Here is a 20733-nt window from a genome sequence, read left to right as displayed (position 1 = left end):
TTGCTGCTCCTTCCTTGTGTCAACCTCTACAAAGACAAGCTTATGAGCGAGTATTGGAAACTATGAACGATTTTTAACTTTGCCGTATTTACCCCCGCCGCCAACTTCAAGCTGTAAGGTGCCCTCTCGCGCTTTTACAATATAAGAAGCAATTTCTTCACCAATTTCACTTGCAAGCTCTTCCGGTGTCGTGCGATGCAGCACATTCATTTCCGTTCCGAAGCGGCGAAGCAGTTGTTCAAGCTTCTTAGGCCCGAGCCCTGGGATAAATTCTAGTGGAACTTGATACTGATACGGAGGTCGATAAGACGGAAGGAAAGCTTTTTCACGGTCTGCTAAGTTCAGGATCCGATCCATGACTCCTCTAATAATTTTATTGCTGCCACAGTCGGCACAGCGCTGGACAGTCGTTTCACTTTCATCCAAAACGGATTCACATAAGCTGCAATAGGTTCGGTGGTATTTCCCAAGCCGTGGATTAAGGCCGTAGTTAGCTATTATACCGCGTTCCTCTTGACGATGCAGCGCTTTAACGAGTTCCTCATACGTAGGGGCAGCCAGCTTCATTTCGTTGTACTCACGTCCGATTTTGCCAAGAGAGTGTGCATCTGAGTTCGTAACGAATGTGAACGGGTCAAGCTCCGAAATTAAACCGGCCATATCGGAATCAGAACTAAGACCAAGCTCGACAGCAGAGATACCATTAAGATCTAGAAGGTACTTCATCTTAGAAGTCGCACTTCCATACACACTTTTATGTGGAGTAAAAATATGCGCAGGTATTAGGATACCCCCCCTGCCTAGCACTTCTTCTTGAAGTACGCGAGCGGGTACATAAATGCGTTGAGAGCTTAGCTCCACATTTTTCATGTGCCCCTTCATCCATTGCGTGAACCCCTGCATCACTTTCAGATTAGGCATATAGGCAAGCAAATGGGCCGGGCCCATGCCTGGATCCCGCACCTCAATTTCACTGCCCAACATAATCGTCGTGTCCTGATACCGGATGCCGCCGCCCTCCAGCTCCTCCATCTCACCCCGATCCAAGTACGTCATAATGTCATCCTGAACAGAAGGCGAGTGACAATCGATAATACCGATGATGTCCATTCCTTTTCTAACAGCAGCTTCCTGCGCAATATTGAAGAAAGTCAGGTCATTCGAAGCGCTAATCTTAATCGCTTGTCCCTTCTCTGATCGACCTATGTGAATATGGAGATCAACATAATAAGCATTCATTTAGATTTGACCCGTTAAAAGATACAGCTGCCAAGCGTAAACAGCCATAATCGTCTTCGCGTCGCTAATTCGCCCTTCACGTATGTACTGCTGTGCTTGTTCCAAAGTAATCGATTCGCATTCGAGGAATTCATCCTCATCCGGATTCGCTTCGCCCTTTACCAAATCTTCTGCGAGATAGAGATGAATGATTTCATCCGCGAAACCTGGCGAGGTATAGAAGGAACTAACCAGCTTCATATTATCCGTGCGATAACCCGTTTCTTCCTTTAATTCGCGTAAAGCTGCCTTTAGCGGCTCCTCACCTGCATCCAGCTTACCGGCCGGGATCTCGACCTGACTTTTCTCCAGCGGCTTTCGATATTGTTCTACAACGATCATTTTATCTCCTAATAGCGGAATAACAGCTACAGCGCCGGGGTGTTTTACGATTTCACGTGTTGCAATCTCCCCATTTGGCAGCTTCACATGATCCACCTGCAACGAAATGATTTTACCTTTGAAAATAGATTCAGTCTTAACCGTTATTTCTTCGAATTTTTTGTGTAATATCATACGAACACCTCACCCTTGTTAAAGTTGGTCTAACTTGTCCCATTCATGCATATCGTTCATTATATCAAAATTTCACCTGAAAAGAGGAAAATGGATATGAAGAGCTATGTAACCGACCGTCAAATTCGACTTGTAGGGAAGGCCTGGGAAATCAAACGTCAATTGCAGTTGATGCTGCAGCAAGGTGGGAATACCATTACACTAGTGGATTATGTAACTGGCTTGCACAATCCGCAGCCGCACAAATCGCTTGGAAATAAACCGGGTCCTGCGATAATCCCCTTCCCATCGAGGTAATGGGCTGTGGATACTGCGAAAAAGCTTCAGCGATTTCCGCAATCGATGGGCTCGGCATGGCTTCTATTTGATGCAGCTGCAGGTTCTGCGCTTGTTTTTGCACAATAGCATTTTCCTTAGCGCCCAAAATTGGGAGAGGCACTACAGCCGGACATCTCGCTGCCAGCTGCAGCGCAGTAAGCGTATGATGACTAATGCCCTGATGCCGAATCCTAGGATCAGCAAAAGAAATTCTAGGGATGACCACTGGAATCCCGCCTAAAGCGGATACAGCATTCACGAGCTCACCAACCTCAAGACCCGAGAAACCGTATCGGGTATTCGTTCCCACGATGCCTGGTCCCATAGTTACAAGACTGATATCTGCATTCACTGCATGCTTCGCTGCAACTAATGCACTAAATTTGTTAACCGCCTCCACCTTACCGCCGTAGGATTGACCATAAGTAATGGTTGTTTTAAGCCATTCCATCCCCTCAAGTATCGCCACATGCTCACTCCATGCGATTGGAAGAGCCCCCCCATCTGTCATGATATAGGCGACCTCCAAAGCACGATCAGATAAATTTCTTTGTTGCTGCCGATATCTGAGCCAGCACATCACGACAGGCAGCATACTGTGCAATTCTCCCAGCAAGACGGGCATCCCCTCTAGATTCATGTCACCTTGAAATGAAGAATGAAACGAGCTAGCAGGTTCTTCAATAGCGAGCACACTTCGCTGCATTGGGGTATATTTGAGCTTCATAATGTGTCCATTTGATGATGTAGATGCTGAATCGTGATCCGATCCTCGGTCGCGAATGGATATTACGATATGAAATCCCCCTGAACCTAACCTCAGCTTCATGGCAGTTACATTTAAGTCAACCAGGTCCCCAGGAGTTAACAAAGGTAATGTATCCGTGTAGTGTACAGCACGCTCAAGCTCACCGCTCCGCATTCGTACAGTGACAATCTGTAGTCCCTCTCTAACTGAAATAATTTCCGCAACCGTACCCTCATCCCGTATCATCAAGCCAGTTTCCCCTTCCTGGACGTGTCTTACTCGAAGCATATGAGGATTGATTTCGTTTTACCCCAATTTATCGGTTGAATGACTGAAAAAAACCGACCAGCCATGCCATGTCATTGGCAGACTAATCGGTTCTCTAGAAAAGTGGTGAATTAAACTTTCGCAGCTTCCTTCACGAGAGCAACGAGTAATTCAGCCGTTTTGACTAAATCACTGATGGCAATATGTTCTTTTGTTGTATGAATTTCATGATAACCAACAGCGAGATTAACGGTTGGTATGCCCATTCCGTTGAAGATATTCGCATCACTGCCGCCGCCGGAGTGGAAGGTTCGAGCTGTCAATCCGAGGGTTGAGAGTGCTCTAGCGGTCAATTGTACAATAGGAGCAGAGTCATCATGCATATAGGAAGCATATACAATATCCGCGTTAAACTCGCAAGTAGTGCCAGCATCAGCTGCTGCTGATTCGCAAGCTTCTTTCATCGCGGCGATTTGAGCTTCCAGCTTATGCTGAACAATGCTGCGTGCTTCCGCTTCCATCTTCACTTTATCGCATACCACGTTCAAAGGACCTACGCCTGAGAAACTGCCAATATTCGCAGTCGTTTCGTTGTCAATTCGACCGAGCGACATACGCGAAACTGCTTTACTCGCTACTTGGATGGCACTGATGCCGTCTTCAGGATTAACACCGGCATGAGCTGACTTTCCGTGGAAAATAATTTCAATTTCTGCACGTCCAGGCGCTGCTGTTGCGATATCGCCAATGGCACCGTTAGAATCAAGTGCAAAGCCGAACTCAGCTTCCATAACGCTGCGATCCATGGCGCGGGCGCCTTTCAGACCGCTCTCTTCCCCTGCCGTAATAACGAATTGAATGCGGCCATGTGGAATGTTTTGCTCTTTTAACACTTGAATGCCTTCGATCATCGCCGCGATACCCGCTTTATCATCGCTGCCAAGGATCGTCGTTCCATCGCTGCGGATATAGCCATCATCGCCAATTTGCGGCTTGATACCTTTCCCAGGAGCTACCGTATCCATATGAGAAGTGAAGAAAATAGTCGGAATTGCTGCGTTGCTGTCCGTTGCTTCAAGTGTACAGATCAAATTCCCTGATCCATGGCCGCTTTTCGCCATCGAATTATCTTCTACAACATGCAACCCTAAACGACTGAACTTTTCTTTAAGAACGACACAAATCTCTTGCTCAAATCGGGTCTCGCTGTCTACTTGCACAAGGGAGATAAACTCTTCCACCAAACGATTTTGCTGAATCATGTACTTTCCTCCGATACACTCTATGAGTTACAATAAAACCGTACAAGCTTTTTCACGAAAAAGGAGTGAATCTTCATTGTTACAGAATAAGCGTTGGTTTAAAATCGTGATTTACCTAATGCTGATCACGATGCTGCTATCAAGCATATTGTTTACTGCGGGATTATTTTTTGATTCATAGTTTTAATAAATCTTTGTATCCGCGTTATAACTTTCTAAATTTTCTTTCACTCTCTGTAGGAACCGGCCACAGATGACACCGTCAAGAATACGGTGATCCAGTGACAGACAAAGGTTAACCATCGAACGAACCGCAATCATATCTTGAATAACGACGGGCTTCTTCACAATCGATTCGAAGGTCACAATAGCTGCTTGCGGGTAGTTGATGATCGGATAAGACAGAATCGAGCCGAAGGAGCCTGTATTATTTACAGTAAATGTCCCGCCAACCATATCATTCAACGATAATTTCCCCGCACGTGTTTTCTTCGTCAATTCATCAATTTCTCTGGCTAGTCCTGCGATATTTTTTTGATCCGCTTTTTTGATGACTGGCGTCAAGACCGAATCTTCCGTTCCGACAGACAACGAAATGTTAATATCGCGTTTCACGATAATTTTATCTACGGCCCAGACGGAGTTGATGATCGGGTAATCCTTAATAGCATTGACGACCGCTTTCAGCATGAATGCCAAGTACGTTAAGTTAATGCCTTCTCGGCGCATAAACTCGTCTTTCACTTTATTCCGCAGAACAACAAGATTCGTTACATCGACCTCAATCATTGTCCATGCATGCGGAATTTCTGTTACACTCTGGCGCATTTTTGAAGCAATGGCATTGCGCATTGGTGTAACGTCAATGAAATGCTCATTGCGAGCGTCTAATGAATGTCCTTCCGCTTCAATCAACGGCGTTTGCGGACTGGCGGATAAATGGATGCCAGAGCTGCGAACAGGCTGGTGGGCCTGCTTCGGATCCACAGGTGGAACGGTTTGTGGAGCAACAGAAGCTGCCGGTGGATTCGTTTGTACGGCGGCAGGAGCTGCATTAGCTCCACCAGAGGCGATGAATTGCTCAACGTCCTTACGCGTAATTCTTCCGCCAAGCCCCGTTCCTGCAACACGAGACAAATCTATGCGATTGTCTTGTGCAAGCCGGTGTACAGCTGGTGAATAACGACCGCGCATGCTTTGGTCTGAGTCTTCAGCCAGTTCAGCTCCAGTATGACTAGCAGCTGCAGCGGTTGATGCTCCGTTCGCTAAAGCAGCACCAGGCTCTTCAATCAAACAAATGGCTTCGCCAACAGCAGCTGTCTCGCCGTCGCCGACAATAATTTTTACAAGTGTGCCTTCAATGGGTGAAGGCATTTCCGTATTCACTTTCTCTGTGAAAAGCTCACAAAGCACATCGTATTGTTCGATATAATCGCCTGGCTTCTTGAGCCATTTGCCTATTGTAGCCGAAACAAGGCTCTCCGCTAGATGCGGGACTGTGACCTCGGTTAGTCGGCTGTTGGTTTGGTTCATGGGTGTACCTCCTAAGTTCAGGACATGATCAATGAAAGGATATTAGATGTGTAAATTAGAACATAGCAAGCTGGTGCATGGCATCCTTCAGCTTATCTGCATTGAGCAGAAAAAATTTCTCCATCGGTGGATTGCTACCAACTGCCGGAACGTCTGGGCCGCAAAGTCTTGCGATAGGCGCATCGAGCTCGAACAGCATTTCTTCGGCGATAATCGCCGACACTTCAGCACCAACGCCGCCTGTTTTGTTGTCTTCATGGGCGATGAGCACTTTGCCTGTTTTCCTAGCAGCCTCCAAAATAGCTTCTTTGTCTAGCGGCTGTAGCGAACGCAGGTCGAGTACATGCGCGGAAATGCCTTCCTTCGCAAGCTCTTCAGCTGCTTGTAATGCATAATTGACAACCATACCGTAGGCGATGACTGTAATGTCTGTGCCCTGGCGCTTGATGTCGGCCTTGCCGATCGGCACGATGTAGTCGTCATCTGGCACGTCCGCAGATAACGCCAGATAGCACTTCTTGTGCTCGAAGAATAACACAGGATCGGCATCTCGGATTGCTGCCTTCAGCAGCCCCTTCGCATCATATGGATTCGAAGGCGCTACGATTTTAACACCCGGCGTGCCAAAGAAAACAGATTCCGGACATTGGGAATGGTACAAGGCACCTGCTCCGGTCGCTCCATATGGAGCACGAATGACGATCGGGCAAGTCCAATCATTATTAGAACGATAACGAATCTTAGCCGCTTCACTAAGAATTTGATTCGTTGCTGGGAAGATGAAATCAGCAAACTGAATTTCGGCGATCGGTTTCATCCCATACATCGCAGCACCAATAGCCACGCCTACAATGGCAGACTCCGCTAGCGGCGTGTCTAGAACTCGCTCTTCTCCAAACAAATCACGCAGCCCTTTGGTCGTGTTCAAGACACCACCTTTACCAACATCTTCACCAAGTACGAAGACGTTATCATCCTGCTGCATTTCCTCCTGCATGGCAGAACGGATTGCTTCCAAATATGTAATTACAGCCATAATTTATTGGTCATCTCCTTCTGCATAAACATGAAGGAGCGTATCTTCCGGTTTCGGATAAGGCGCGAGATCCGCATACTTTGTAGCTTCATTAATCTCTTGCTTTTGCCGTTCCTGAAGGTCACGATCCTGATCATCACTCCATAGACCGCATTCCATTAAATATTCTTTGAATTTAAGGATGCCGTCTTTTTGACGGTTCTGTTCAACTTCTTCTTTCGTCCGGTACAGCATGTCATCATCCGACGTTGAATGAGGCATGAGTCGATAAGAAATCATTTCGATGAGCGTTGGACCTTCGCCACGAACGGCTCTTTCTCTTGCTTCCTTCGTCACCCGATACATTTCTAATACATCGCTGCCATCTACTTGAATACCTGGGAAACCATACCCGAGCGCACGATCCGCGATTTTTCCTGCCACTTGTTTATGAAGAGGAACAGAAATCGCGTATTGATTATTTTCACAAACGAAAATAACAGGAAGCTTATGTACACCCGCGAAATTACAGCCCTCGTGGAAATCCCCTTGATTGCTGGAGCCTTCACCGAAGGAAACAAAGGTGGCGAAGTCTTGCTTTTTCATTTTGGCTGCAAGCGCGATACCAGCAGCATGCGGAACTTGAGTCGTAACAGGGGACGACCCTGTGACGATATGATTTTTCTTATCGCCAAAGTGACCAGCCATTTGTCTTCCACCGCTGTTAACGTCTTCTGCTTTGCAAAAAACCGCCAGCATTAAATCCCTTACTGTCATGCCGACAGATAGTACGAACGCATAGTCACGATAATACGGCAAAAAATAATCTTTTTGCGCTTTCATCGCAAAAGCCATCCCTACTTGACCCGCATATTGTCCCATACCAGATACGTGAAAAGGTATTTTACCTGCGCGTTGAAGCATGAAAGCTCGCTCATCATATTTAGCAGCAAGACTCATGACTGTATACATACGAACGGCTTCGTCGTCAGACAAACCTAAACTTCTATGTTTATATAGTTGACCAATAGACATGGAGGTTGCCTCCTTTAGAAATTTTAAGTACCACATAAATTATTACCTGGTCCTAGTACTTGACTCTATATGCTTATTATAAACGCAAATGTTTATGATTACAATTTTTATCCGCTAATTGCAATCCCATCCACGGCCAGCATTGCTTCTCCTAATGCTTCTGATAAAGTGGGATGCGGATGAATGGTTTGTCCCACTTCCCAAGGCGTCGCATTCAGTACCTGTGCAAGTGCTGCTTCAGATATGCTGTTAGTCACATGCGGTCCAATCATATGTACACCAAGAATGTCATTCGTTTCGCTATCTGCTATAACCTTTACGAAGCCGTCTGTATCTCCATATACAAGTGCTTTCCCAATCCCTTTGAAGCTGAATTTGCCAATTTTCACTTTGTGTCCTTGGAGGGCGGCCTGTTGTTCGGTCCAACCAACACTAGCTATTTCCGGTCTTGTATATGTACATCTTGAAACGAGATGCGCTTGCAGCTCATGCGGAGTTTGACCAGCCAGGTGTTCAGCTGCCAGAATCCCTTCATGACCGGCCATATGAGCCAGCATAAGTCCTCCAATAACGTCGCCAACCGCATAGATATGTGATTCCGTCGTTTGCATGAACCGATTCACACGAATGACACCTTTATCTATTTTAATATCCGTATTTTCAAGTCCGATTCCCTCAATATTCGCTATTCGGCCAACAGAAACAAGCACCTTATCTGCTGTTAATTCAACAATTTCCCCTTGCTTGTCCGCTTGTAAAGTAACACTGCCTTCCGTTACCTTAACGGAATCAGGAAGCACTTTTGCTCCAGTAACCAAAGTAATGCCACGTTTCTTAAACAAGCGCTCCAGCTCTTTGGAGATATCCGCATCCTCTAAGCTCACTAATCGTTTATCCAGTTCAACTATGGTAACCGCTACGCCAAAATCGCTCAGCATCGAAGCCCATTCTACGCCAATCACACCGCCACCTACAATGATGATTGACTTCGGAAGGTTCTCCATACGCAAAGCGTCTTCACTCGTTAAAATATGGGTACCATCGATCTCTAAACCTGGTAAACTACGCGGTCTGGAACCTGTAGCAATGATCAAATTACTCGATAGAAGCGTTTCGATATCCCCGTCTTCCTTCTCTACAGAAACAGCACCGCTGCGTGGTGAAAAGATAGAAGGCCCAATAATGCGTCCATTGCCGTAATGGACCGTGATTTTATTTTTCTTCATCAGGAATTGCAGTCCTTGATGCAGTTGATCAACAATACGTTGCTTACGGTTAAGCACACTGTCAAACTTTACTTCGATGGATTCAGCAGAAATGCCATATTCCTCACTTTTCTTCATTGTTGCGTATACTTCCGCACTCCGAAGGAGAGATTTACTTGGAATACAGCCTTGATGTAAACAAGTGCCTCCAAGCTTGTCCCTTTCCACGACAGCTACAGTTTTCCCTAATTGTGCTGCCCGTATAGCCGCGGTATAACCTCCAATACCACCACCAAGTACGACGACATCATATCTATGTTCACTCATTATGTATTTCCTCCCTATTAAGCGTTCACTACCTCATATGTATACACTTCACTCTATTATATTACCCTTTTTTGGTCACCAAATCATAGTCTTATTTGTGAATTAGACACACTAACAGTTTCAGAGTATGATGATATAAAACATGTTTTATGCAAAGTAAGGAGCAGCTATGAGAGCGCCATTTTATCGATTTATTGCTATTCTTCTTCTCGTCATTCCCGGTTTGACAGCTACCTATGGGTTCCTTGCCATGAAGGATGCCTTTTTCGCTCAATTCGATACGGACGGACATCTGTTGTGGGGAAAATTTATCCTTGGGCTAATTTTGTTTCTTCTAGGTGTTGCTTTTATTGGAGGATGGACGTTTTTCCGTGATCGCAAACGAAATTATGTGGCACCAAGATTTAAACCTAACCGACGCAAATAGACCGGACTTTCAAGTCCGGCCTAAACGATCTAACCAATGAAGGAACCGGTTCTGTTCAATCATTTGTGTAATGGAGCTCACCTCCGCTTGTCTATGAAGGAAGCCGATTACAGCAACAATCACACATTGTGCCTCCCAAGGAAAGATCATAATAATTCCATAACCCAATGTAAAACCAAGTAGATTCGATCCGGCATCACCAAGCATCCCAAAGCCTCTAATATCAAGGCTATAAAGGATCAAGCCACCCATGCATACTGGGATCATTGGAAAAAACAAACTCGTATCCAAGTCTAAAAAATAATATCCTAAGAGCAAAACCGCACAAAAACTACCCAAAAATGCTTTTAATGATCGACCTGGACGAACGTCAAGCAAGTTCAAGGTATTCGTCATTAGTATCAGCAGGATAAGCTCAACCCCCATCTGCCAGATGGGGGTTTGATCGTTTCCGACCGCTAAAACAAGCCATGCGGCAATCGATAATGTGCCTATCGCCTTAACGGCTCCCATCGATAAAGTCTTTGACTCCATCCAATACCGAAAATGTCCCTTAAGACCTTTTACAGCTTTACTTCCTATTAAATCATCTGTCCAACCTAATAAGAAAATAAATGTAGCGGAAAAAGTGAATGCCCGATTATTCACTTCAAGGGTACTAAGCTCTTTAAGTAATGAAATTTCGCCCATCAAGCCTGAAGATTCTAGCTTTAGAGCACCTTGAAGAACCAGCTCCTGAAGCCATAAGAGCAACCAAAGAACGACCCCCATCCCGCGAGGGATGGTATGGCCAAGATAGTTCGGCCCTACTTGCCCATGGGCCTCCAGAAAGCGCCTTACGTGCGGCAGCATCCACCACCCTGCCGCTCCAAGCACAATCAGATCGAGGATCGATCCGATGAGAACCATATCCGCTTCCTCTCCTTCCAGCGAGTCAGCAGTGTCAAACTGACCGCGGCGAATTGCCTGCCGCGGTGCATGTATCCGTGCCAATCCCGCCCCGTTTCCCGGTGCGTGATTGGCACGTCTAGCTCCACGATGCGAAAGCCATGCCTCACCGCATCGATCGTTAGCGCGACTTCCACGCCGAAGCCGCGCGCGAAGCCTCCAAGCTCCCGCAGCCGATCAGCACGCACCGCGCGCTGTCCAGACAAGGGAGCTTCGGTCTTATAGCCGCTGAGCCGGTGAATACCGCGGCGGGCCAAGCCCTTGACCAAGCCGAAGCCTGCTTTGGCGCCGGACGGCGGCAGCTTCGCTATCGCCATATCCGCTTCGCGCCGCAGCAGCGGCTCGATGAGGACGAGCGCCTCCCCGGCCGTAGCCTGCAAGTCGGCGTCAAGAAAGAGCAGCAGGTCGCCACGAGCCTTGGCGACACCTGATTGCATCGCCGCTCCTTTGCCGCGCCGGCGGTCATGCTTGACCAGCTTGTCCACCCAAGGCCAAGCAGCTTCATAGGTATTATCGACGCTGCCATCGTCGACCACAATAATTTCGAATCTCATCCCCGTACTCCAAATGAAGTCTGCCTGATTCAACAGATGTTGTAGTGTACTCGGAATCGTGCTTGCTTCATTCCAAGCTGGAATAATGATGGATAGATACGGCTTCATCCTTCACCTCCTAGATTCCAAACTACGTGAGCAACTCGCTTCAAAATCCAGTGAAGCTGAAAAAGCCCTAAAGCAATAAAGAAAAGTGAAAGAAAAGCAGTGGTGGCAACCTCTTTCGTCCATAGATACGGCTGCTTATACAGGGCGCCTATACTTTTGATATCTACCAAACGCGACCCTACCTTCATCCGAACAAGAAGCGTGCTTCCCATGCCCTCCCTCCCTTTCTCCAGAAAATCAATCATATGAGTATGCGCACCAACCGTAACTAGCCACTCCCCCCGCTGCTCAAAGGCGAGTAAAAGCGCCGCGTCCTCACTGGTTCCGAAACAAGGCAGTACATGCGCGAATAACCCTAATGCGTTCGTACGAGCTATCCCCGGTGCCGTTCCATTCGGGTAAGCATGGACAATTAACTCCGCACCGCACAAAAGGGCTCGATCCGTCACACTGTCCATATCCCCAACAATCAGATGCGGCTGATAACCGCACTCCAGCAGCGCATCTGCCCCCCCATCAACCCCAATCAGAATCGGCTTGACCTTTGAGATAAATGCTTTTGCGGCAAGTAAATCCTTCTTATACCCTTTCCTTCTGGAAACAACCAATACATACTTACCCTCGCAATTTACCCTAAGGTGTAGTGTGGGCAGCGGCTCCATAACAGCTTGTTTCTCCCGAATTGCATAGGTTAATGTATTATCAATAAATTGCTCCAAAAGCCTTGACGATTGATCGTTCGCAAGCTGCTGCAAGTTCATCCAGTTCTCACGTGTAAATGCGGTACAGGCGATATGCTGATCTCCGATGATGATCCTATCCTCATAAATCGCAATCTCCTTATTCGATTCAAAAACTTCGAACGCCGACGACTCCACTTCCCAAATCCGTATATGCTGCTGCAGCAGCAGCAGGGGGCCTTGGGTTGGATAAGTGCCACTCATCGTTTGGTGGCAATTTATGATCGCTTTTACTTTATGGTCGATGAGTTCCTGTGCAATGACTTCATCTAAGTCACGGTGCTGCAGAACAACGATTCGGCCTGGCGGCAAATCACGCAGCAATACTTTCGTAATCGCCCCTACGTTAATCTTCCCTTTGCAGAGCGGCAGCGGCTTCGAAGAAAACAATGACAACGAGGGCCAATTCATGATAGACACCGACTTTCCTTTCGTCTCTTGGCTCGCTTATTTTGCCCTTTGCCACTATATTCTATGTATATTTTACCTATCCAATGGCAAGTATTGGGTTATATTCTTATTGAAAGGAGATGAAACATCCATGGAGCTAAACATGAGCGCAGACGAAGTGTTAGGCCACATTGTACAGCTTCACAACACCGGAGAGTCGCTAGCCAAAAAAAATGTGAAGAAGCTGCATCCTGATCTTATGAAAAATGCCCTGTATTATTACCCAAGCTGGGAGCACGCCTTGCAAAAGACCGGAGTTGGCAACATCGTTCACTAAACATACATACCATTGCACACACAAAGAGCTCCGAAGGGGATTAATCTCCTTCGGAGCTCTATACGATCTACGTTATTTTCTTCGTTATTCAAGCACTTCCCATTCAACTTGCACCATGCGATCTACCCATGTGCGGATTTTTATTTCAATCGCACTTTCGATTTCTTCATCAGTCATTTCACCAAGTTTATATTCCGGTATTTCAAGTACATCCTGCTTAACCATTTCGCCTGACACGGCTAATTGAATTTGAATACGCAAGCCCTCACCCTTTTCTAAATGAAGTGAATATATAATTGATAAGAAAACTTTCCATTGCAGCTAGGCAACTGATTAATTACAATTAACAAGAGTAACAATCCAATTTGAATGAAGAAAAGAGGAATCCGAATGTCACGAACCCAAGCACAAAAAAATCGACAACGAAGTTTACGCGAAGGTAAGCTAGATCCTGCTATCCATCGACTGCACTGGCATGGAGTCAACCCTGTAACTAAAACGACGCCTACACTGAAACAATTACTAACGAAACAAAATCATAAACACAAATCAAGGAATTTGAACCATTCGCATGGTGACGATTCCTTTTTTCATGCTTCATAACGTTCTTGGATCGTAATTCCTTGTTCCGCTGCATAAAGGACTAACGCTTCTTTTTCCGCAGGACGAAAGGTATAGTTACAATCAAACCCGTTAAAGAACAGCTTCCACTCGCTCACAACTCCGTTATCTCCCAACTCTAACTCCGCTACATATAAGGAATCAGGTTCATCTTCAAACTGAAGGCCGATATGGAGTTGTATCTTCCCTTCCGACATTTCTTGTTCACAATAGTCCATAATCACGAGTGTAGGCCCTCCTATTGAATTAAATCTTTTTTATTTATATAATATACTAATGCGCACAAGCTAAACAACGAGGTGAAACTTTGATCGCAGGTCAAGGATCCCTATACGACAATGCTAGTTTATGCTTAAGCTTACGTAGAAAGTTTTGCTAAAGCAAAACTCTTAGGAGGAATTACAATGGCATACGATCCGCAAGTAGTAGATGCAACAATAGTTAGTGATAACAAAAAAAATGGTCTTTTCGAAGTCGTTGTCTCACTGAAAGACCGCAACAAATGCCGTCTTTTCTTCGAAAGAGATTCCGAAACGGGTATCGGCAAAGTGACTGATTTGAATAGATTGATGAAAGAACCTTGTCCGATCTGCCGCAAAGATTACCTTTGCAACTGTCTTGACCGTTACAAATATTCAATCGCGGATCAAGCGCTAACCTTCATAAAATAATGGCATGACGAAACCCCCTAGCTAATTCAGCTAAGGGGTTTCATTGTTAGTTACGACTTTGTTGATACTGCGTACACGCATGAATCCATTCTTTCACCATATTCGGATTAGATGCGAAATGCAAATGTGTATAACCGGCAACAAGATTCCCAGTGAGATATCCGTCTGCTTTGGTTCCAAACCGGCCTTTCAATTGAAAGGCAGCTTTTACATCCACACCCTCATTAGCTTGAAAAGTTGAATAATGAAATTCATGGCCGCGAGCCTGTTCGCCTGCGGAAAACAAGAAGTTTTCCTCTACACCTGTAACCTCGCGGTAACCTAGAGCTGCTAACTTCGTCTGCATGGTGACTTTTCCGGGGATCATGCCAACCATTGGAAATTCATTTCCTGTCGTATCTACAATTTGTTCCGTGAGGAACATAAATCCACCGCATTCAGCGAGTGTCGGGATACCTTCCTCAATTCGGCTGCGAATTGAGGCCTTAACCCCTTCTTCGGCAGCTAATCGCTCTGCGAATTCCTCGGGAAACCCTCCGCCAATGTAAAGTCCGTCCGCATCAGGAGGAACCTGTTCACCAGCAAGCGGCGAAAAGAATACACATTCCGCACCGCTCGCCTCTAACAGCTCCAGATTTTCCGGATAATAAAAATGAAATGCGGCATCTTTGGCGATCGCAATTTTAACTCTCTTAAGTTCGTCAAGTTGATCTTTGCTAGTGAATAAAACGGACTTACTATTTATTGGCTCAGCTGCGGCTAAATCCAACAAAAGGTCCAAATCTATATGTGCTGTCACTTTGTTAGCCAAAAGCTCAAAAAAAGGTTGGAGCTCGCCTCGCTCAATCGATGGAACCAGACCCAAATGCCTTTCAGGTAGTTCAATGTTTGCGTCGCGCGGCAGATACCCTAAGACAGGAACACCGCATTCCTGCTCGATGGCTTGCTTAACCATCTTATAATGCCCTTCGCTGCCTGCTCGATTGGCAATAACTCCTACAATGTTATCGCCTTGACCAAACTGCTGAAAGCCTTTTACAATCGCAGCGGCGCTTCTTGCCATACTGGCAATGTTGACAATCAACACGATCGGAGCACCTAGAATGCGTCCTATATCTGCGGTACTGCCTTCATCTGTCAGCGGGTTTTTGCCATCAAACATCCCCATAACACCTTCGATAATCGATATATCTGACCCTTGGCTTCCGCGTTCAAATATTTCCTTCACCGCTTCACGCCCAGTCATCCATGAATCCAAGTTGCGTGAAGGCCTTCCCGTTACTGCCGAATGATAGGTAGGATCAATATAATCGGGACCACACTTAAATCCCTGAACCGTATTTCCTCGTTTCTGCAAAGCAGCCATAATCCCGATGGTCAAGGTGGTCTTCCCTACACCACTGCCTGTGCCTGCTATGACAATCCGATGATCCATCACAAGCCACCTCGTCCATATTGCGTAGAACCTGTAAATTCGAGTAATCCCACAGATATGGTGACGTTTCCTGATTTTTTCTTAACTAAAGCTAATTTATCTTGACCCGTGTAAAGCTTAACAGCCGGCTCACTCACCGCATACGCTCCTGTAAACTGATACACAGTCTCAGACGGTGCCTCAACGCTCACTGTGTTCAACTCATCAGGAGTATAGGTGATGAACTCCCAGCCGTGATTACGGGTAACCTCGAGCAAGCCAACTTCGTCCTTCTTCAAATCGATCGTACATACTGCTTTCACGCTTCGAATGGAAAATGATAGCTCTTCAAGTGTTACTTGTATGACTTGTTCAATTTCATCTGATAAAGTACCGCGGTTACAGCCTATTCCGAGTATGATAACTTTCGGTCTGTACAGCACACCGTTAGTTAAAACGCTCTCCTCCTCTGGCTCCAAAAGCCGATGCGTAATGAGCAGAACGGCATTCGGCTCGCTTGCTCGACCCTCCGAAATTGATGTGAACCGCCTAATATTGGCGGGTATAGGTCGCTCATGCGTCCACCAATTCGGTTCACCCGATTCCTGAATAACGGCAATTCGCTCTTCATTGACGACAGCAGCGCTGACCGGGGTCAGTTTATCTGCCGAGTCCCAAACCCAGCCGAATCGACGGCCGAAGAGGTCGACAGGTATCGTTTTCTGAACATCCGATGCCGTAGTAATTACAGCCCTTGCATCAATAGCAGCTGCGACCTCATGGGTTAGCTCATTGGCGCCGCCCAAATGCCCAGAAAGCACGCTAATGACATGCTCCCCATTATCATCAATAACTACAACACCAGGATCTTTTTTCTTATCTTTAAGTAATGGAGCAATCATACGAACAACAGCACCTAAGGAAATGATGATAATAAGTCCTTGGTATGCAGGAAATAAGGCTGGAAATAATAACCTTACACTTCCTGTAAAAAGTTGAATCGAGCGCTGCTCTTCATCACCTTTGACGAATTTGCTCATGTAATAGACATCCGTGCCGCTCATTTGCTCATTCAGCTTGCGTGCAATCTCAACACCATGTTTCGTAATAGCTACGATCGCATAGTCATTTTGCTGTCGTATAACAGGAATGACTCCTTCTTGCAGACTAATCGTCATGGCTTAACCCCTCTGCGGAAGCGGTGTGTAAATGATTTATCATATAACTTGGAGCGGTACTCCTCTTTGCCATGAATTTCCGGATCCAGCGCCCAGCCTGCCAGAATCATCGCATGCGAACGGATGCCATGGCTCCGCATATCCTCTTCCAGCTTCCCTACCGTCGTACGAACAATGAGCTGATCCGGCCAGGTAGCACGCTGAACGACCGCAACAGGTGTCTCCTCGCTCCAACCCGCCTCAACAAACTCGCTAACAACTTTCTTGATTAAAGTAGCACTCAGGAACAATGCAATTGTACAATGATGTGCGGCAAGATCACGCAATTTCTCAAGCTCAGGCACTGGCGTACGGCCTTCCGCTCGAGTTAGAATAACCGTCTGGGTAAGTTCTGGAATCGTTAGCTCTGCGCCAACAGCCGCGGCTGAAGCGAAGACGGAGCTTACGCCTGGAATAATTTCATAGCCAATGTTTTCTTTACGCAGCAAGGCGATTTGTTCCATTGTTGCCCCGAACATGGCTGGATCTCCGGTGTGCACGCGCACAACCATCTTTCCTTGTTTAAGGCGGTCGACGATGATGCCAACCATTTCCACCAACTCCATGCCGGAGCTTTTCAGTACTTCTGCTTCAGGCTTCGCCTTAGCAATCAACTCTTCATTCACAAGCGAGTCCGTATACATCACAACATCTGCTTGTTGAAGAAGCTTTAAGCCTTTCACAGTGATCAAATCCGGATCTCCTGGTCCCGCACCAATAATATAGAGTTTCATCTATTTTCTCACCACCATCAAGGTTAAATATTCTAATTCTCGTCCTTGCAGTTCTTCCACATTACGCCAAATCTCTTCCTCCGAGGAAGTAACTTTAGTTAAAACGGATGCCTTATTCACGAGTCCGAGATCGTGAAGTACGGATAGCATCAAATCTATCACTTTAGCGACCTTGATGAAGACGACACAATCATGTTCTTCAATGGCCTTGCGCATCTTGTCGTAGTCGTCCATAGCCGGGACGATAGCAATTTGCTCATCACCATCCGCTAAGGGGATGCCCAAACGAGAAGCAGACGCGTTAATCGAAGATATTCCTGGAATGGAGACAGCCTTAACTTCAGGATGACGTTCGTTCATAAGACGCATCAAGTGAATGTAAGTGCTATAAATCATCGGGTCGCCCTCCGTCACGAAGGCAACATCTTTCCCTTGCACCAAATGTGCCCAAACACTTTCAACCGTCTTCGTCCATTGCAGTTCAAGCGCTTCTTTATCCCTTGTCATTGGAAAAGTGAGCCCCATCATTTCTTTTTGCTCCGTATTCACGTACAGCTCCGTAATCGCTAGCGCATAGCTCTTGGCTCCACGCTTCTTTCTTGGGTAAGCGATGACCGGACATTCTTTTAACAATCGAAAAGCCTTGACCGTAATTAATTCAGGATCGCCTGGGCCTACACCCAAACCATATAGCGTGCCGAGACTACTCATCGCCAGTTCCTCCCTCCATATCTGTCTGCTTGCGCTGCGCTGTGATGATGTAGATCGGATTCAGTGCGTCGAATCGTTTCATATGGAGGATAGGCTTGCTGCGCGATACTTGTACAAGCGATATCTGCGTTGTGAATCCAACCTTTTCAAACGTTTTATCAGCTTCGTATAACGTCTCAATTGTCGCAGCGTTCAACACAATTCTACCATTCGGCTTCAGTCTCGCTGCACATATTTCTAGCAGCTCTTGCATCTCTCCACCGCTTCCGCCAATAAAGATGGCATCCGGATCTGCAAAAGTATCGAGACCCTTTGGTGCTCTGCCATGCACGGCTGTCAGATCAACGCGAAACTTGGCGCTGTTTTCCAGGCAATTCTGAAGATCGTCTTCGTTTTTCTCGATGGCAAATACAGCACCTTCACGAGCTATACGTGCCGCCTCAATGGCTATGGAGCCTGTACAAGTTCCAATATCCCATACGACACTATCCACTTGTAGAGCTAATTGACTGATGCTTAATACGCGAATCTCTTTTTTCGTTATTAGCCCTTTATCCGGTTTGCGTTGGGCGAACTGATCATCTTCAATACCAAGCGGCCAAACAGGCCCTGGGGCTTGTTTTTTCAAAATAACCACATTGAGTGGTGAAAATGTTGCCGTGGCCAGCTGGTCCAAATCGTACCAACCACAGCGTTCTTCGGCTCCGTCCAAATTCTCAGCCACAAAGGCACGATATTCGGACATTCCAAAAGAAAGCAAATAAGCCGCAATCGCACTCGGTGAATTCGTTTCATCCGTGAGCAGGGCCACTTTGTCCTTCCCGTCTATTCGCTGCGCCAAGCCCTTGATGCTCCGTCCATGAACGCTTGTGATATAAGCATCGTGCCAGCTTTCCCCCATCCGGGCAAAAGCCAATTGAACCGAGCTAACAGCCGGGTAAATTTGTACACCTTCCAGCTTCTTCTCAACATAAACGCCAATCCCATAAAAGAGAGGATCGCCCGAAGCCAAGATAACAATGGAACGCTCTTCTTTTTGGAGTTTACTCATGAGCTCTGGCAAGCTGCCTTTTATGACGATCTTCTCGCCTTTATATTCAGGAAAAAAGGCAAGGTTCCGCTCTCCGCCTACAAGTACTTCACTTTCATTAATCCATTTGATATATAAAGGGAGCAGGCTCCCTAGTCCGTTATCGCCGACACCAATCACTTTTACGCTTCTACTCATTCGTATGCCAACTCTCCATTCTCGCTTCGCTTCACCATCGCCGATTTCCCTAAGAGTTCGGCTTTCATCGAAATGATCACTGTTTCTATGAAATCAAATCCGTCTCTTGCAACCTCTTCTAGTCCAGCTAGATTACAGCGCTCGCATAACCGCTCAAAATAACGCAAATTCCCCATAGAAGCCATTAAATCTCCAACCTGTGAAGCTGTATTGGCGCCTCTGATTTCTTCAACAAGAGCATCGGAAGCTTCCGATTCGATCGCAACCTGTGCAAGGAACCCAAAATCAACCGGGGCACTCTTCGAATGCACCATCATCACACCCTGTGCAACCTTAGAGAACTTGCCCATCATACCGACCAATGTCACCTTACGAATGCCTTGTCTTTGGGCTTGTATCAGCGCAAAACCGACGAAATCGCCCATCTCGATAAAAGCTTCCTCTGGAAGCTCGGGATACATGCTAATCCCGAATACTTCCGTCCGGCCGCCGGTCGAGAGCACCAGATGCTTGCAGCCGCATTTCACGGCTACGCGAATCGCCTGTGCGACACTGGCCTTGTAGGCCGCACTCGAGAATGGCACCACTGTGCCACGGGTGCCGAGAATCGAGATGCCGCCGAGGATGCCAAGACGCCCATTCAGCGTCTTCTTGGCGATTTCTTCGCCGGCGGGCACAGATACGAGCACGTCTACACCGTGCACGATCTCGTAATGGTCAAGCACTTCTTGCACGGTTTCGCGGATCATTTTCCTCGGGACCGGGTTGATCGCTGCTTGACCGATCTCAACTGGCAGGCCGGGCTTCGTCACGCGCCCAACGCCAATGCCTCCATCGATGCCGACGCCAGGCTCGGCACGGAAGCTTACGCGCACGATGATCTCCGCACCGTGCGTCGCATCGGGATCATCGCCGCCGTCCTTGATGACGGCGGCTTCGCCCCACAGCTGCGTGAACGCGCAGCTGTGCAGAGCAAACTCAACCGTTTCCCCGATGGGGATACGGATATGCACGTGCGTTTGCGGCGCTTGCTCGATAAGCGCCACTAGTGCTGCTTTGGCTCCTGCGGTTGCACAGGAGCCGGTGGTGTAGCCGTGGCGCAGCGGCTTGCCCGGTACTTCCTCCATAG

Annotated in this window: 24 protein-coding genes; 5 read left to right on the top strand and 19 right to left on the bottom strand. The window is 46.9% G+C overall.

Annotation, left to right across the window (positions count from 1 at the left end):
• Positions 1-60 precede the first annotated feature (60 nt).
• Together ASG85_RS33135 and ASG85_RS33130 are read right to left on the bottom strand one after the other, a co-directional pair.
• Positions 61-1239: an endonuclease Q family protein gene (locus ASG85_RS33135; protein WP_057306377.1), complete on the bottom strand. Its 1179-nt coding sequence runs from the start codon at positions 1237-1239 to the stop codon at positions 61-63.
• The gene (locus ASG85_RS33130; protein ID WP_060649050.1) at positions 1240-1794 is read right to left on the bottom strand and encodes an NUDIX hydrolase; all 555 of its coding nucleotides are present in this window, start codon (positions 1792-1794) and stop codon (positions 1240-1242) included.
• A 45-nt stretch (positions 1795-1839) separates the two neighbouring features.
• On the opposite strand from ASG85_RS33130, the gene mciZ reads away from it, so the two are divergent.
• Positions 1840-2091, top strand: coding sequence for a Z-ring formation inhibitor MciZ (mciZ, locus tag ASG85_RS40040; protein ID WP_082588331.1), 252 nt, complete (start codon positions 1840-1842; stop codon positions 2089-2091).
• On the opposite strand, the gene ASG85_RS33125 is transcribed toward mciZ, so the two are convergent.
• Both ASG85_RS33125 and ASG85_RS33120 read right to left on the bottom strand, forming a co-directional pair.
• A complete protein-coding gene (locus tag ASG85_RS33125; RefSeq protein WP_060649049.1) occupies positions 1991-3106 on the bottom strand; it encodes a DUF3866 family protein in 1116 nt (371 codons plus the stop codon). The genes mciZ and ASG85_RS33125 overlap by 101 nt on opposite strands.
• 152 nt (positions 3107-3258) lie before the next feature.
• Positions 3259-4389, bottom strand: coding sequence for a M20/M25/M40 family metallo-hydrolase (locus tag ASG85_RS33120; RefSeq protein ID WP_057306380.1), 1131 nt, complete (start codon positions 4387-4389; stop codon positions 3259-3261).
• Here ASG85_RS33120 and prli42 point away from each other — a divergent pair.
• On the top strand, positions 4388-4570 hold the full coding sequence (prli42, locus tag ASG85_RS39775) for a stressosome-associated protein Prli42 (RefSeq protein WP_321166621.1): 183 nt from the start codon (positions 4388-4390) through the stop codon (positions 4568-4570). The genes ASG85_RS33120 and prli42 overlap by 2 nt on opposite strands.
• Positions 4571-4572: 2 nt before the next feature.
• Here the strand turns inward: prli42 and ASG85_RS33115 are convergent, their stop codons facing one another.
• The 4 genes from ASG85_RS33115 to lpdA all read right to left on the bottom strand — a co-directional run bounded on the left by ASG85_RS33115 (position 4573) and on the right by lpdA (position 9504).
• Positions 4573-5922 (bottom strand): dihydrolipoamide acetyltransferase family protein, encoded by a 1350-nt coding sequence (locus ASG85_RS33115; RefSeq protein ID WP_060649048.1) that lies wholly within the window; start codon positions 5920-5922, stop codon positions 4573-4575.
• 55 nt (positions 5923-5977) lie between these two features.
• Entirely contained in the window at positions 5978-6958 is a 981-nt protein-coding gene (locus ASG85_RS33110; RefSeq protein ID WP_057306382.1) for an alpha-ketoacid dehydrogenase subunit beta, read from the bottom strand.
• A 3-nt stretch (positions 6959-6961) separates the two neighbouring features.
• Positions 6962-7972 (bottom strand): thiamine pyrophosphate-dependent dehydrogenase E1 component subunit alpha, encoded by a 1011-nt coding sequence (locus ASG85_RS33105; protein WP_057306383.1) that lies wholly within the window; start codon positions 7970-7972, stop codon positions 6962-6964.
• A gap of 107 nt (positions 7973-8079) precedes the next feature.
• Positions 8080-9504 (bottom strand): dihydrolipoyl dehydrogenase, encoded by a 1425-nt coding sequence (gene lpdA / locus ASG85_RS33100; RefSeq protein ID WP_057306384.1) that lies wholly within the window; start codon positions 9502-9504, stop codon positions 8080-8082.
• Between the two features lie 169 nt (positions 9505-9673).
• On the opposite strand from lpdA, the gene ASG85_RS33095 reads away from it, so the two are divergent.
• Positions 9674-9931: a DUF2627 domain-containing protein gene (locus ASG85_RS33095; protein ID WP_057306385.1), complete on the top strand. Its 258-nt coding sequence runs from the start codon at positions 9674-9676 to the stop codon at positions 9929-9931.
• A 9-nt stretch (positions 9932-9940) separates the two neighbouring features.
• Here the strand turns inward: ASG85_RS33095 and ASG85_RS33090 are convergent, their stop codons facing one another.
• From ASG85_RS33090 to steA, 3 genes are read right to left on the bottom strand one after another with little or no spacing between them, the layout of a single operon-like run.
• On the bottom strand, positions 9941-10840 hold the full coding sequence (locus ASG85_RS33090) for a hypothetical protein (RefSeq protein WP_060649047.1): 900 nt from the start codon (positions 10838-10840) through the stop codon (positions 9941-9943).
• Positions 10810-11541 carry a glycosyltransferase family 2 protein gene (locus ASG85_RS33085; RefSeq protein ID WP_060649046.1) on the bottom strand — a complete coding sequence of 244 codons (732 nt, stop codon included), beginning with the start codon at positions 11539-11541 and terminating at the stop codon, positions 10810-10812. The genes ASG85_RS33090 and ASG85_RS33085 overlap by 31 nt, the downstream gene beginning before the upstream one ends.
• Positions 11538-12692 (bottom strand): putative cytokinetic ring protein SteA, encoded by a 1155-nt coding sequence (gene steA / locus ASG85_RS33080; RefSeq protein ID WP_057306388.1) that lies wholly within the window; start codon positions 12690-12692, stop codon positions 11538-11540. Before steA ends, ASG85_RS33085 begins: the two co-directional genes overlap by 4 nt.
• Before the next feature lie 130 nt (positions 12693-12822).
• On the opposite strand from steA, the gene ASG85_RS33075 reads away from it, so the two are divergent.
• A complete protein-coding gene (locus ASG85_RS33075; protein ID WP_047674694.1) occupies positions 12823-13008 on the top strand; it encodes a hypothetical protein in 186 nt (61 codons plus the stop codon).
• 84 nt (positions 13009-13092) lie between these two features.
• Here the strand turns inward: ASG85_RS33075 and ASG85_RS38805 are convergent, their stop codons facing one another.
• On the bottom strand, positions 13093-13269 hold the full coding sequence (locus ASG85_RS38805; RefSeq protein WP_164484201.1) for a hypothetical protein: 177 nt from the start codon (positions 13267-13269) through the stop codon (positions 13093-13095).
• Between the two features lie 329 nt (positions 13270-13598).
• On the bottom strand, positions 13599-13853 hold the full coding sequence (locus ASG85_RS33065) for a hypothetical protein (protein ID WP_057306390.1): 255 nt from the start codon (positions 13851-13853) through the stop codon (positions 13599-13601).
• 180 nt (positions 13854-14033) lie between these two features.
• Here ASG85_RS33065 and ASG85_RS33060 point away from each other — a divergent pair, with 180 nt between their 5' ends.
• The gene (locus ASG85_RS33060) at positions 14034-14300 is read left to right on the top strand and encodes a hypothetical protein (protein WP_029192924.1); all 267 of its coding nucleotides are present in this window, start codon (positions 14034-14036) and stop codon (positions 14298-14300) included.
• A gap of 46 nt (positions 14301-14346) precedes the next feature.
• Here ASG85_RS33060 and ASG85_RS33055 read toward each other — a convergent pair whose 3' ends face one another.
• The 6 genes from ASG85_RS33055 to ASG85_RS33030 are packed head-to-tail and all read right to left on the bottom strand — an operon-like array spanning position 14347 to position 20731.
• Positions 14347-15735 (bottom strand): cobyrinate a,c-diamide synthase, encoded by a 1389-nt coding sequence (locus ASG85_RS33055; RefSeq protein WP_057306391.1) that lies wholly within the window; start codon positions 15733-15735, stop codon positions 14347-14349.
• Positions 15735-16892 carry a cobalt-precorrin 5A hydrolase gene (locus ASG85_RS33050; RefSeq protein WP_057306392.1) on the bottom strand — a complete coding sequence of 386 codons (1158 nt, stop codon included), beginning with the start codon at positions 16890-16892 and terminating at the stop codon, positions 15735-15737. Before ASG85_RS33050 ends, ASG85_RS33055 begins: the two co-directional genes overlap by 1 nt.
• Positions 16889-17665, bottom strand: coding sequence for a precorrin-4 C(11)-methyltransferase (cobM, locus tag ASG85_RS33045; protein WP_057306393.1), 777 nt, complete (start codon positions 17663-17665; stop codon positions 16889-16891). The genes ASG85_RS33050 and cobM overlap by 4 nt, the downstream gene beginning before the upstream one ends.
• Positions 17666-18376 (bottom strand): precorrin-2 C(20)-methyltransferase, encoded by a 711-nt coding sequence (gene cobI, locus ASG85_RS33040; RefSeq protein ID WP_057306394.1) that lies wholly within the window; start codon positions 18374-18376, stop codon positions 17666-17668. It abuts the gene before it with no gap.
• A complete protein-coding gene (locus ASG85_RS33035) occupies positions 18369-19604 on the bottom strand; it encodes a bifunctional cobalt-precorrin-7 (C(5))-methyltransferase/cobalt-precorrin-6B (C(15))-methyltransferase (protein WP_060649045.1) in 1236 nt (411 codons plus the stop codon). Before ASG85_RS33035 ends, cobI begins: the two co-directional genes overlap by 8 nt.
• Entirely contained in the window at positions 19601-20731 is a 1131-nt protein-coding gene (locus tag ASG85_RS33030; protein WP_057306396.1) for a cobalt-precorrin-5B (C(1))-methyltransferase, read from the bottom strand. Before ASG85_RS33030 ends, ASG85_RS33035 begins: the two co-directional genes overlap by 4 nt.
• Positions 20732-20733 lie beyond the last annotated feature (2 nt).

It is taken from the genome of Paenibacillus sp. Soil724D2 (assembly GCF_001427935.1).
Classification (GTDB): Bacteria; Bacillota; Bacilli; order Paenibacillales; family NBRC-103111; genus Paenibacillus_E.
Note: the sequence above shows the minus strand (reverse complement) of the source record. Positions and strands in the feature narration are given on the sequence as shown.